Raw genomic sequence first — 13,220 nt, 5'->3', positions numbered from 1 at the left:
GTGGCGAGCCTGGACCGGGGCGGCCGGTGTGTGACGCGCCGGCCGCCCCGCCCCACCGCTTGTGCACGGCCGAGGAGGACGGAGACGGAAATGAACGTTGCGGAGGAACTCGTGGAGGACGTGGACCTGCTGGTGGTGGGTGGCGGCAAGGCCGGCAAGACGCTCGCCATGGACACCGCGCGGGCCGGCGGCAGGGTGGTCATGGTGGAGCGGGGCATGATCGGCGGCACCTGTATCAACGTCGCCTGTATCCCCACCAAGACGCTGGTGACCAGTGCCCGGCTGGCCCGCAGGGCCGGCAGCGCCGAGTCGCTGGGGCTCCGGCTGGGGGCGCCGCAGGTGGACCTGGAGCTGCTGCGCGCGCACAAGGACGGCGTCGTCTCCGACATGGTCGAGCTCAACCACCGGCAGTTCCTGGACAGCGGAATGGACTTCGTCCTCGGCAGCGCGCGCTTCGTGGCGGAGCGGACCGTGGAGATCGACCTCAACGACGGAGGCCGCCGTGTCGTACGCGGTACCGACGTGGTGATCAACACGGGGACGACGCCGCACATCGCGGCCATTCCCGGGCTCGCCGAGGCGGAACCGCTGACCAGCGAGAGCATCATGGACCTGCGCCGCGTCCCGGACCGGCTCCTGGTCATCGGCGGCGGTTACGTGGGGCTGGAGTTCGCGCACATGTTCGCCGCGTTCGGCAGTCGGGTGACGGTCCTGGAACGCGGCCCCCACCTGCTGCGGAGCGAGGACCGGGACATCGCCACGGCCCTGGCGGCGTACCTCCAGGAGGACGGCGTCGAACTGATCACCGACGTGTCGGTGAAGGAAGTGGTCCGGGAGGGGGAGACGGTGCGGGTGCTGCTGGAGGACGGGCGGACCCTGACCGCCGACGACGTCCTCGCGGCGACCGGCCGGGACCCCGTCACACGCGGCCTCGGCCTGGAGGCGGCGGGGGTGCGGACCGACGACCGCGGTTTCGTACGGGTGGACGAGAGGCTGGCGACCGACGCCCCGCACACCTGGGCGGTGGGCGACGTGGCCGGCAGCCCGCAGTTCACCCACGTGTCGCTGGACGACTACCGCATCGTCAAGGCCAACATCGCCGGCGGTGCCCGCAGTACGGCCGGCCGGCTGGTGCCGTGGAACCTGTTCACCGACCCGGAACTCGCCCGCGTCGGCCTCACCGAGGAGCAGGCCCGCGCCACGGGCCGTTCCATCAGGGTCGCGAAGCTGCCGGTGAAGGCCATTCCGCGGGCGCGCACACTGCGGGAGACGCGGGGTCTGTGGAAGGCGGTGGTGGACCGGGACACCGAGCAGATCCTGGGTGCCGCCCTGCTCGGCCCCGAGTCGGCGGAAGTGCTGTCCGTGGTGCAGACGGCCATGTGGGCCGGGATGCCGTTCACCCGTCTGCGGGACGGCATGATCGCGCACCCGACCATGGCGGAGGGACTCAACGCCCTGTTCGCCTCCTGGGTGGACTGAGCAACCGGCACCGCCCGCCGCCCCGCGTCGCCGACAGCGACCGAAACTCTTCGGTCGCTGTCGGCACGCCGGGCAATCCTGCACGTCAGAGCCGTCCGGGCGGGGAATCAGGGACTCAAGCGACCCAACTTCCGGATATACCGCGTGGCCCGTCGCCGGCCCCGGCGCGTCCTGCCGTGTGCCACGGCTCGGTCCGGACGGTGGTACTCCACCGGAGGCTGCTGCCGCACGCGGGCCTCGTGGGGGTCTTCCCCGGACTCGGCCCTGGCCCGCCGCTGCCGGGGCAGGGCCCAACTGGTACGACTCCCGTTCCGACGCGTCCGACTCCCGAGCCAACTCCTTGTAGCCACGCGCGATGATCGCTTCCGGTCCCGGCTCCCGGTTGCCCCGCACGATCGCGTTGACCAGCAGGCGGCGCACGTCGTAGCGGCGCAGCGCGGCCCCGGGGTCGCCGCAGGTGCGCGACCACAGCCGGTCCCAAGCCGTTCAGCGACCGCCCACTGCGCAAGGCACGCACACGTGTCATCGGAACGCCGGTGCCTGCCTGGGTGCGCACTACCGCCGGCTCACCAGCCGTGACGGCGTCCTGCCGGGCTCGGGGACGGGGCGCGTCGCCGTGCCGGTCCCGGTGCCGGACGCGTGGTCCGGTGTCCGCTCCCGGGGCTCCTCTGCGCGGCTGAGCGCGTCGTGGAGCTGGGTCCGGCTGCTGACCCCCAGCTTGGGGAACACCTGGTACAGGTGGAAGCCCACGGTGCGCGCGGAGAGCAGCAGCCGTTCGCCGATCTGCCGATTGGTGAGCCCCGCCGCCGCCAGCCGCGCGATCTGCAACTGCTGCGGGGTCAGACGATCCACCGACCCCGGGCTCCCCTCCGCGTCCCGCACCGGTACCCCGCAGGCCCGCAGCTCTCCCGTCGTCCGCTCCACCCACGGATGCGCCTTCAACCGCTCGAACACCGACAGCGCCCGCGCCAGTTCGGCCCGCGCCTCGCTCATCCGGCGCCTGCGGCGCAGCCACTCGCCGAACTCCAGCGACACCACCGCCCGCTCGAACGGCCACTGCTCTCCCACCGGGTCCCCGACGACCGTACGGAAGAGCCCTTCCGCTTCCTCCCCCTCGCACAGCAACGCCCGTGCCCGCCCCACGATCAGCCGCAGGCGCGGCGAGATTCCCCCGCCCACCCACCGCTCGACCGCGTCGACCGCCGCGACCGCTTCTTCCGGCCGTCCCACCCGGACGGCAGCGGCGGCCAGGTCCCCGACGCCGTAAAGGGAGCAGTGGTAGTGCACCGGCCGGGGATCGGGCCCCGCCGTGAACAGCCCCCGCAGCAACTCGAACTCCAGCGCGTGATCGCCCTCGGCGGCGGCCACCGCCGCACGCACCACCGCCATGCGCACACCCAGCGCCCGGCTCTCCGACATGTCGAGCCCCTGCACGGCCCGCGCCATCAGCCCGCGGGCGTCCTCCCCGCGCAACGCCATCACCATCGCGCTGACGTACACGGCCACCCAGGCCGCCGCCTCCAGCCTGTTCTCCCCCGCCACCCGCTGCGCGTCCTCGGCCGACTCGCACGCCGCCTCCCACGCACCGGCGTCGAACTGTGCCAGCGCCAGCGCCTGCCCCACCATGGCGTTGGCGGCCGTGGTCGTCTCCGTCCGGAGGCGTTCCATCGCCGCACTCAGCAACCGCACCCCCGACGCCGTCTCGTCCAGCATCCACGCCGCGGCGCCCAGCACGCTCAACTGTCCCGGTACGCCGTCCGCCTCGGCCTCTGCGCGCTCCAGCGCCGCCGGCAGACCGCCACGGTCACCGAAGGGATCACAGGAGGCGCGTGCCCACATCTGTTCGCACGCGCTGCCCACGTCGCCCGGGATACGTGCCAGCAATCCCTGCGCCTGGCGGCGGAAGGCCCCGTCACCGCTGCAGTACAGAGCGACGGCGCTGTGACTGAGCGCGTCCAGCGCCGTCACCGGCGAGGCGTCCATCATGTCGGCGGCCAGCGGCAGCAGGTGCGAGAGCGCGGCCTTCTGCCGGCCCGTCGCCGCCAGCGCCCACCCTCTGCGCAACGCCGCCTCGGCCAGCATCCCGGCGTCGTCCGTCGCCGCGGCCACCTCGCCCGTCAGCGCCTCGACCCACCACGGCTCGCCCGCGTACGCGGCGAGATCGCACGCGTCCAGCAACCGCCGCGCCCGCGCCCGCCCCCGTTCACTCAGCTGGGCCGCGCGCTCCAACGCCGCGGCCGCCACGCGATAGCCGCCCCGTCGCCGTGCCCGGTCCGCCGTCTCCACCAGCGCGTCCGCCACCGACTCGTCCGGGGCCAGGGACGCCGCGGCCAGATGCCACGCCCGCCGGTCGGGATCTTCCGCCAGCTCGTCGGCCAGCCGCAGATGCACCGCGCGACGCTCCGCGAACGACGCCGCCCCGTACACCACGGCCCGCAGGAGCGGATGCCGGAACTCGACCCTCCCGCCCGCCAGGCGCACCAGCCGCGCGTCCTCAGCGGCCGCCCATGCCTCGGCGCCGCCGCCGGGTACCGACGCCGCAGCCGTCAGTGCCGCCCTCATGTCCGGTCCGTCCGCGGCCGCCGCGAACAACAGCACCCGGCGTGTGGCCTCAGGCAATCCGTCCAAGCGTTCCGCGAAGACCTTCTCCAATCGGGCCGGCAGCGAGAATCCGGCCCCCATCGCCGTGTCCCACCCCGGAGATCCGCGCTCCGCGGCGTCCCGCGCCAACTCCACCACGGCCAGCGGATTTCCCGCCGCCAGCCGCAGCACCTGCCCGCGCACCCGGCCCCGGGGAACCACGGGCTGCGCGTCCAGCAGGCGTCCGGCCGCCTCCCCCGACAAGGGGCCGACGGGCACCGGCTCGAAATCGGACCAGCTGGGTCCGGACGCGCCGTCGCCGCGTACGGCCGCCAGCAGGCCCACCGGTTCACCGGCGGTGCGCCGCGCGACGAACAGCAGGGTCTCCAGGGAGGCGTCGTCCAGCCACTGCGCGTCGTCCACGACGACCGTGACCGGGGGGTGGGTCGCCGCCGCCAGCAGCAGGTTCAGGGACGCGAGTCCGACGAGCAGGCGGTCGTCACCGGCTTCCGCGCCGGCGGTACGGGCAGGGGCGTGCCCCATGCCGAGGGCCTGGGAGAGGGCCGCTCGCTGGGGAGCCGGGAGCTGGGGGAGGTGGTCCAGGGCGGGCCTCAGCAACTGGTGCAGGGCGCCGTATGCGAGCGTTCGCTCGGCCTGGCTGCCGGCGCAGCGCAGGACACTGGTCCCGCGGCGGCCCGCCTCAGCCGTCACGGCGTGCAGCAGTGCCGTCTTGCCCATGCCGGACTCGCCCACGAGGAGGAGGGCGCCCGCCTCCTCGGCCCGCTCCGGGAAGAGGCCACGCAGGAGACGCGATATCTCCGGCTCGCGCCCGATGATCCCGTCCAGTGGGTCCTCTTCCACGCGTCCACGGACCATTGTTCCTCCCCGGCTCCTCGCAATGGCTCGGAAGCTATCACGGAATCACCGGAAGTCCCGGATTCTTCCTTTCCGCCGAGAAGTGCGGAACGCGTCGGAGGCCGCATTTCCAGAAACAATCAAGAATTGCCGCGGACAATTGAGGGACATTCCAGATTCATTCCACAACCCGTCCGCGCGGGCCGCCGCCTGCCGTGGACACGATGCGCGATGTCCCGCGCCGAGCGCAAACCCGGGATCCCGTCAACATGGCCGGGACGCAGCGGGCAGTCTCCAGATGCCGGGGTGCGCGGCGCTCAGCCCGGCGGCCGCGGACCGGCAGGACGCGACGAAGCCCCGGGCGACGGCGGAGCTGTCACCGTCCTGCCACACGACGCTCATCCGGTGGTGCAGACCGGGCAGCGGTACGAAGGCCACGTCCGTGTAGCCGGCGAAGCCGAAGGACGCCGGTACGACGGACACCCCGAGGCCCGCCGCGACCAGGTCCGGAACGGCGGAGGGGGCCGTGGGTACGGGGGTCAGCCGTACCTGTGCGGCGGCGGCCAGCTCGTTCAGCGAGTCCCAGCAGTGTCCGCGTTCTCTCACCGGGAAGAGGAACGGGTCCTCGGTCAGCGCGGCCAGGGGCATCTCCGCCGCCCCGGCCCAGGCGTGGTGCCGGCTCACGAGTGCGCTGGCGCCCTCTTCGAGCAGTACCTGTCGGTGATCGGCGTACGGGTCCCCGCCCCAGGTGAGAGCCGCGTCGATGCGGCCGTCCCGCAGCGCCGCGGCGACATCGCGATCGTCCAGTCCCACGACCGAGACCTGTACGTCCGGGTGCGTGGCACGAAAATGACGCACCACCTCGGCCAGCAGGCCGCCCGGAGGACTGGGCAGGGGAGCGGAGATCGTCAACGTGCGCGTCCCGCCCTGCCCCGCCGCCGATCTCGCCAGGCGGACGAGCCGGCGGTTCTGGGCGACGGCCTGTTCGGCGTGCGGCAGCACGAGCCGTCCCACGCCGGTCAGCCGGGCACCCCGGGAGGTGCGAGTGAACAGGGGCGCCCCCAGCAGGCGTTCGAGTTGCTGCACCTGCCTGCTCAGCGCCGACTGGGCGACCATGAGACGGTCCGCGGCATGACCGAAGTGCCCTTCCCGGGCGACGGCCAGGAACGCCCGCAGCAGTCGTAGGTCGATGTCGGGCTCGGAACGCGTCACCTGGAGATCCGCCAGGGCGACGGGAGAGGAGTCTGTCACTGCTGACCTGCCTCGGTCTGTTGTGTACGGAACCACTTGGGAGACGGATACGCGCACGGGCGGCCGTCGAACGGTGCGTGGCCGCGGCCCCGCCCAGGCTAGGAGCGCTCACCCGGCGCTCCATCAGTCGACTGACTGTGCTTTCCGGGAGGGCGGCACCCCGACTGCGGGACACCGGGCGTCCACATGTCCTGTGTTCCGGGCGCCGGGCGGTGTGAGCCGGCACCGGAACCCCACGGCGTCGCCCTGCGCCAAACGGTCAGTCACACGACGGATGCCCGCCACGCGCCGTGGCGAAAGGGTGGCGGTAACACAGGCTCATTGTGGAGGTGGCGATGGAAGCGTTCGACGGGGCACGGTCGTGGCCCACTCCTCCGGCACTCCCGCCGTCGGGTCCGCCCGCCGCCGGGAGCCACCACACCCTTCCGGCTCCCGGCCGGCCGACGCGGTCCGGTGGGACCTCTCCGGCCTGGCAGCGGTATTCGATGTGCCGGTCCGAGGACCCCGAGCTGTTCTTCCCGGTCGGCGAGGCAGGACCGGCGCTCGGGCAGACCGAGGAGGCCAAGGCCGTCTGCCGGCGGTGCCCGGTCATCCGCCCGTGCCGGACCTGGGCCCTCGACCACCACGAGGAGGCGGGCGTGTGGGGCGGCCTCAGCGAGCAGGAACGGCGGACCATCCGCGTACGCGCGGCCCGCGAAGCACTGCGGCGCGTGGCCCCCGGACCCGCCGCCGTCGACCAGGACACGACACCGACAGCGAGGACGCTGAGCAGATGACCGAGCACGCACACCCTTCCGATCGCGCCCACGGCGGCCCCCTGGGCACCCTGGAACTCCTCACCACCCTCCGTTTCCGGCCGACGCCCCCGGAACACGACGGCGTCGAGTGCAGGTTCAGCTACAGCGCGGACGATCCCTTCGCGGTCCGCATGGACCTCCGTGTGACCGAGGAGACCTGCGTGACCTGGGTCGTCGGGCGGGACCTGCTGACCGCCGGCACCGACCGACCCAGCGGCGAGGGCGACTGCAAGGTGTGGCCCTCCACGGGACCGGGGGAGCGGCCCTCGTTCCACCTGAGGCTGGAGAGCCCGCACGGGCACGCGACGTTCACGGCCGATCTGACCGTGCTCCGCCGATGGCTGGAAGACACCTATGCCATGGTCCCCTCCGGCAGCGAGGTCGCACTCCTGGACTGGGCCGCACTCACCGAGAGCCTGCTGCCGCCCGTCTGAGCCCGGGATGCCCGCTCGCTCCGGTCACACCTCTCCCCATGGTCAAATGCCCGATGCCCCGGACCCGGCCCGTCGTCACACTCGACGGCATACGTTGCTCCCACCCGAGCGGGAAGCAGGACTCCGGCGAAGGATCCGACATGTACATCGACGCACCGAACCACGTCGTCGACGCCGCCAACGGCGTCAGATACGCCTACCGGCGCTGCGGTCCCTCCGGCTCACAGCCGCCGCTGCTGATGCTCCACCATTTCCGCGGCACCCTGGACAGCTGGGACCCGGCACTGGTCGACGCCCTGGCGACGGAACGCGACGTCATCGCCTTCGACAACGCCGGGGTCGGCCTGAGCACCGGCCGCACCCCCCGCACCATCGCGGAGACGGCCGTGGACACCCTGGCCTTCATGACCGCCATCGGGGTACGGCAGGCGGACCTGCTGGGATTCTCGATGGGGGGCTGCACGGCCCAGGAGCTGGCCCTGCTGCGGCCCGCCGCCGTCCGCCGCCTGGTGCTGGCGGCCACCGCCCCGCGCGGCGGCCCGGGCGCTTTCGCCTGGCCGGACGACGTCTTCGTCCGCGCCGACGCCGACCAGCCGAGCCTGGAGGACTACCTGTACACCTTCTTCGACCACACCGATTCCAGTCAGCGCAGCGGGCTGGAGTTCCTGGGCAGGTACATCGAGCGGGAACACGACAGGGACCTGCCGGCCGGCCGAGCGGCCAGGCAGGCGCAGTACGAGGCGATGACCGAGTGGGGCGTCCCCGATCACCGCGCCCTGCACCGGCTCTCCGCGATCAGACAACCCGCGCTCGTGGTGCACGGGGACAACGACCTCGTCACCCCGCCCGGCAGGTCCCGGCTGCTCGCGGGCCTGCTGCCCGACGCACGGGTGAGGACGTATCCCGACTCCGGCCACGGCTTCCTGTTCCAGCACCACGAGGAGGTCGCGCGGGACGTGCTGGCCTTCCTGGCCGAAGCGCACTGAAACCCGGCCGATACCAGTCGACCGACAGATGCGTCACCCTCCCGCAGGCGGCCACCATATGCACGTCGGCAGGGGCAACCGCCCTCCGGCGTGGGAGGAACGTTGTCGTTGGTGGGCCGTACGTCCGAGTTGCGTGCTCTCGAAGCACTGCTGGTCGAGGCGGAGAACGAAGGAGCAGCGCTGCTGCTGCAAGGCGACCCCGGGGTGGGGAAGACCGCGCTGCTGGACGCGGTGACCGCCCACGCCCGGACGGGCGGACTGCGGGTGCTCCAGGTCGTCGGGGTCGAGAGCGAACAGGAACTCGCGTTCTCCGCGCTGCACCAGCTCCTCTATCCGCTGTTCGACCACCTCGCGGGGCTGCCGGCCTTCCAGGGCGGCGTGCTGGAACAGGCGCTCTCCATCCGCGAGGGCTCGGCGCCGGGACGCTTCGCCATCTCGGCGGCGGCGCTGGCGCTCCTCCAGGCCGCGTCCCTGCGGCGGCCCCTGTGCGTGGTGGTGGACGACGTGCACTGGATCGACCGCTCCAGCGCCGAGGTACTGACGTTCATCACCCGCAGGCTCAAAAGCTGCCGGGCGGCCTTCGTCATGGCCGCGCGCAGCGGAGCACACGGCTTCCTCGACCCCACGGGCCTGCGCGTGCTCGACGTGGGTCCGCTGCCCGCCTCCGACGCGCTGACGCTGCTCGACAGCAGTCACCCGAGGCTGGCCGAGACGACCAGGCGGCGCCTGCTGGACGAGGCCGAAGGCAACCCGCTCGCCCTGGTGGAGCTGCCGAGCCAGCTCACCGACGCACAGCGGGACGGCGTCGAGACCCTGCCGACGAACCTGCCGCTGAACAGCCGGCTGGAGAGCGTGTTCGCCGACCGCGTCCGGCAGCTCGGCTCCGTCACACGTTTCGCCCTGTTGCTGACGGCCCTGGACGGAGAGCGCCCCGGCAATCTGGGGGACATCCGGGCGGCCTTCGGGGCGGCGGGCGAGCAGTGGGACGACGGCCTGCTGGAGACGGGCGAGCGCAACGGACTGGTCCGCGTCGACCACCTCGCGGAGCAGGTCACCTTCCGGCATCCCCTGGTCCGCTCCTGTGTGGTGCACATGTCCCCGGCCGGACGCCGCAGAGCCGCGCACCGCGCGCTGGCCGAGGTCCTGAAGGCGGAGCCGGAGCGGCGCGCCCTGCATCTCGCCCATGCCGCGGACGACCCCGACGAGGCGGTCGCCGTCGAACTCACCGGCGCCGCGGAGCGGGCCATGGCCCGTGGCGGCGCCGCGGAGGCCGCCACGGCGTACCGCCGTGCCGCCGAACTCAGCCAGGACTCCACCGAACGCCTCCGCCGCCTGGAGCAGGCCGCGTTCGCCGCCGGCATCGCCGGTCTCCTGGGAACGGCCCACGAACTGGCCGGCCAGACCACGGAGTCGTTGCGGGGCGCGGCAGCCGCGGGATACGTGCAGTTCCACCGGGAGGGCGACATCGACGCCGTCTACCGCGTCCTGCCCCCCGCGATGGAGGCAGCGCGCGGAAGCACCGCACCGAAGGACGCGGACGCGTTCGACGACGCGTTCTACGTCCTGCTCAACGCGGCCGTGTGGGGAGGCCGAGCGGAACTGTGGCCGCCCGTGTACCGCGCGCTCGACCGGATCTCCGAGTCCGCGCGCATGTGCTTCGACAGCGTCGCCGACCCGGCGCGGACCGCTCATGACGTGCGGGAGCGGCTGGACAGGGCGACGGCCGCGCTGTCTCCCGACACGCCCCTGTGGCGCGTCAACTGGCTGATCTACACGGCCATGTACCTCGACTGCTTCACGTACTACGACGGTGTGTGGCGGGAGGCCGTCGGGCACAGCGCGTACGACAGCCTGCGCTTCGGCGTGGTGGCCAGGACCCACGAGGCGTTCATGCGGGGTGAATGGGACAGGATCCAGGCGATCACGTCCCCGGGCTTCGCGGACGCCACCGAGCACGAGTACCACCTCATCCACATCATCTTCACCTACGGACTGGCCATGGTCGCGTCCGGCCGCGGGGACGAGGAAGCGCTGCGCCGGCACTGCGACACGATCACCGCGTGGGCCCAGCCGCGACGCATGCAGCTGCTGATGTCCACCGTGAACGAGACCTGGGCCCGCGCCGCGGTCGGCCGCGGGGACTTCGAGGAGGCCTACCTGCTGACCTCCGCGTTGACCCCGCCGGGAGAACTGCCCTCGCACTTCCCGCACTTCTCGCGGGTGTTCCTGGACCTGGTGGAGTCGGCGATGCGCACCGGCCGGACCGAGGAGGCCCGCGCACACGTCGAGGCAGGCCGGCAGGCGCGCCTGGACGCCATCTCACCCCACCACGCGGTCATCCTCGCCGCGGCGGCCGCGGTCGCCGCGCCCGACGACGAGGCGGGCGAGCTGTACGAGGCGGCCCTCGCGGTGCCGGACGCCTCCCTGTGGATCTTCGAGTACGCCCGTATCCGGCTGTGGTACGGCGAGTGGCTCCGCCGGCGCCGGGAGTACACGGCCGCGCGCGTCCAGCTCGGCGTGGCACTGGAACTGTTCGAGCAGCAGCTGAAGGCCCCGCTCTGGGCGCAGCGCGCGCGGGACGAACTGCGCGCGGCCGGCGTGGGCGTCGGGGTCGCGGACGCCAGGACCGGTGTGAAGATGAGCGCGCAGGAGCGTCGTATCGCGGAGCTCGCGGCGAGCGGCCTGTCCAACAAGGAGATCGGCCGGCAGCTCAACATCTCACCCCGCACTGCCGGCGCCCACCTCTACCGGGTGTTCCCCAAGCTGGGCATCACCTCCCGCGCCGCCCTGCGCGACGCGCTGAAGGCCTTCGACGAGGCCAACGGCACGTGACGGCCGCGCCGCCGGCGGTCCCGGACCAGGGCGGGGGCGCGTGACACCGTGCTCGGGACCACGGGTACGCCCGGGCAGGGAGTCACCGCGAGCCCGAGCACGCGCGGGTCCAGGGCCTCCACCCAGCCGTTTCGCACGCTCCAGCCGCACACCCGGGTACCGGCCGCCACGGTCCTGGCCACCAGAACGGCACAGCGGATCCCCTCGTCCGACAGCGCCGACGCGAGCAAGGCCCGTACATCCGCCAGCTCGCCCGCCGGCTCCGGGCCGGCGGCACCGGGCCGGCCGGCGGAGCCATGGTCCACGGCGCCCTCGGCCCGGTCGAGGGTACCGTCGCCCCACTCGACCACCAGGTCGAGACGGTGGTGCCCGGGGCCGAGGGCCGCGGGCAGGGCCGCGCAGATCGCGCCGGCGTCCGCCGTCGCACGAGCGAGCACGACGGACCGGTGTGCCGACCGGACGAACCTCCGCAGGAACATATCGGCCCCTCCGCACGACGATCGCTGACGAATGGCGGACTGCCCCAGGATCAGGCGCACTTGTGGATTCTTTGTGGGGCGGTTGCCCGATGGGGCAGCAACGGGGCGCCGGGACGCCCGTTGGACACGTGTGCCGAGTGCGCCGGCGACCGCGCCGTTATGGTCGACCTCGATCCCACCGCGCACCAGCCAGGAGGCGAAATGAGTACGTTCCCCGTGCGGCGTCTGGACGTGGCCGTGCCGTCCCTGTCCGACTTCCGGCAGAGCTACGAGGCCGCCGTACCGCCCGTGCCGGAGGAGGAGCTGGAGTCGCTGATCCGCCGGGAAGCCTCCTGGCCGGAGATCACCGCGCTCATCGACTCGGCGGCCCCGCACGGTTTCATGATCTTCGAGAAGAACGCGGCCCACCCCGTCTTCCGTCGCGCCGGACACCAGGCGATCTGCTTCTGGTACTTGATGGGCAACCACACCATCGCCGAGCGCATGTACCGCCACGACCCGCGGACCATGCTCTACGCGCCGCTGCGCACCGCGATCTGGCAGGACGAGGCCGGAGCGGCCTGGTTCAGCGTGGACCAGCCCAGCACCCACTTCGCCGGGCTCGGCATCCCGGAGGTGACGGAAGTCGGCGTCGAACTCGACCGGAAGCTCGCCGCCCTCCTCGGCTTCCTCGGTACGGACGTACCGGACGAACTGCTCCGGAGCTGACCCGGCCCGGCGTCTTCGCAACACCCGCATCGGGCTTCGCCCCGCACACGTCCAGATGTCCCGTCCGAGACACACGTATCTCGCCGTCGGACGTCTTGGGTATGCTGGCTGCGATCCCGGTCGCGTACATGTCTTTCCCCGCGTCCCGCCGGCAGACCGCGGCGGCACGGTGCCGGGCCGGGGCCTCTGGCGCCTACGACCCGACTCTTCTCCCGCGTGATGAGCACACGCCGCCCTGCGCGCTGTCGTCGTCCGCGGCGATCCAGCCCCTCGAAAGGAACCCCCGTGGCCACTCTCACCGTCTGGAAGTTCCCCACCCCCGACGGCGCCGACCGCGTCGAGGAGACCCTGCTGTCCCTGCGGAAGCAGGGTCTCGTCCAGGTCCACGACGCGGCGGTCGTCACCTGGCCTCAGGGCCGCAAGCAGCCCAGGACCAAGCAGCTCTACAACCTCACCGCCGCGGGCGCGCTCTCCGGCACCTTCTGGGGCCTGCTGTTCGGCCTGATCTTCTTCGTGCCGCTGCTCGGTGCCGCCGTGGGCGCTCTCAGCGGCGCCCTGGGCGGCTCGCTGGCCGACGTCGGCATCGACGACGACTTCATCGAGAGCGTCCGGAGCGAGGTCGGAGAGGGCACGTCCGCCCTGTTCCTGCTCACCTCCGACGCGGTCGTGGACCGCGTGCACGAGGCGTTGCCCCACGGCACCGCCCGGCTGATCCACAGCAACCTGTCCGAGCAGGACGAGGCCAGGCTGCGCGAGGTGTTCGAGGCGTAGCGCGGGGCCGGGAGGCCGGGGAGCTGGCTTCCTGGCCTCCCGCCGCGT

General features: G+C 72.7%; 9 protein-coding genes and 1 pseudogene. 7 read left to right on the top strand and 3 right to left on the bottom strand.

Translation table 11 applies throughout. The features are described 5' to 3' along the window. Positions 1 to 90 precede the first annotated feature (90 nt). Positions 91 to 1,479 (top strand): dihydrolipoyl dehydrogenase family protein, encoded by a 1,389-nt coding sequence (locus tag ACH4LD_RS41485; protein ID WP_398059387.1) that lies wholly within the window; start codon positions 91 to 93, stop codon positions 1,477 to 1,479. A gap of 555 nt (positions 1,480 to 2,034) precedes the next feature. Here the strand turns inward: ACH4LD_RS41485 and ACH4LD_RS41480 are convergent. Continuing rightward, positions 2,035 to 4,920 carry an ATP-binding protein gene (locus tag ACH4LD_RS41480; RefSeq protein ID WP_398059389.1) on the bottom strand — a complete coding sequence of 962 codons (2,886 nt, stop codon included), beginning with the start codon at positions 4,918 to 4,920 and terminating at the stop codon, positions 2,035 to 2,037. A gap of 258 nt (positions 4,921 to 5,178) precedes the next feature. After that, positions 5,179 to 6,126: a LysR family transcriptional regulator gene (locus tag ACH4LD_RS41475; protein WP_398059391.1), complete on the bottom strand. Its 948-nt coding sequence runs from the start codon at positions 6,124 to 6,126 to the stop codon at positions 5,179 to 5,181. 509 nt (positions 6,127 to 6,635) lie between these two features. On the opposite strand from ACH4LD_RS41475, the pseudogene ACH4LD_RS41470 reads away from it, so the two are divergent. The 4 genes and pseudogenes from ACH4LD_RS41470 to ACH4LD_RS41455 all read left to right on the top strand — a co-directional run. Then, positions 6,636 to 6,941: pseudogene (locus ACH4LD_RS41470) on the top strand (WhiB family transcriptional regulator); the annotation flags it as partial. Then, positions 6,938 to 7,396: an SsgA family sporulation/cell division regulator gene (locus tag ACH4LD_RS41465; protein ID WP_398059393.1), complete on the top strand. Its 459-nt coding sequence runs from the start codon at positions 6,938 to 6,940 to the stop codon at positions 7,394 to 7,396. The pseudogene ACH4LD_RS41470 and the gene ACH4LD_RS41465, both read left to right, overlap by 4 nt. A 140-nt stretch (positions 7,397 to 7,536) precedes the next feature. Further along, complete coding sequence (locus ACH4LD_RS41460; RefSeq protein WP_398059395.1) at positions 7,537 to 8,382, top strand: alpha/beta fold hydrolase; 846 nt, start codon at positions 7,537 to 7,539, stop codon at positions 8,380 to 8,382. Positions 8,383 to 8,493: 111 nt separating this feature from the next. Further along, positions 8,494 to 11,214 carry an AAA family ATPase gene (locus ACH4LD_RS41455; protein WP_398059397.1) on the top strand — a complete coding sequence of 907 codons (2,721 nt, stop codon included), beginning with the start codon at positions 8,494 to 8,496 and terminating at the stop codon, positions 11,212 to 11,214. On the opposite strand, the gene ACH4LD_RS41450 is transcribed toward ACH4LD_RS41455, so the two are convergent. Next, complete coding sequence (locus ACH4LD_RS41450) at positions 11,127 to 11,651, bottom strand: hypothetical protein (protein WP_398059399.1); 525 nt, start codon at positions 11,649 to 11,651, stop codon at positions 11,127 to 11,129. The two genes, ACH4LD_RS41455 and ACH4LD_RS41450, sit on opposite strands and share 88 nt — an antisense overlap. 243 nt (positions 11,652 to 11,894) lie before the next feature. On the opposite strand from ACH4LD_RS41450, the gene ACH4LD_RS41445 reads away from it, so the two are divergent. Together ACH4LD_RS41445 and ACH4LD_RS41440 are read left to right on the top strand one after the other, a co-directional pair. Continuing rightward, positions 11,895 to 12,401: a DUF302 domain-containing protein gene (locus tag ACH4LD_RS41445; RefSeq protein ID WP_398059401.1), complete on the top strand. Its 507-nt coding sequence runs from the start codon at positions 11,895 to 11,897 to the stop codon at positions 12,399 to 12,401. Positions 12,402 to 12,686: 285 nt separating this feature from the next. Beyond that, entirely contained in the window at positions 12,687 to 13,172 is a 486-nt protein-coding gene (locus ACH4LD_RS41440) for a DUF1269 domain-containing protein (protein WP_398059403.1), read from the top strand. Positions 13,173 to 13,220 lie beyond the last annotated feature (48 nt).

Origin of the sequence: Streptomyces sp. NPDC017676 (assembly GCF_044329325.1) — a bacterium.
Classification (GTDB): domain Bacteria; phylum Actinomycetota; class Actinomycetes; order Streptomycetales; family Streptomycetaceae; genus Streptomyces.
Note: the sequence above shows the minus strand (reverse complement) of the source record. Positions and strands in the feature narration are given on the sequence as shown.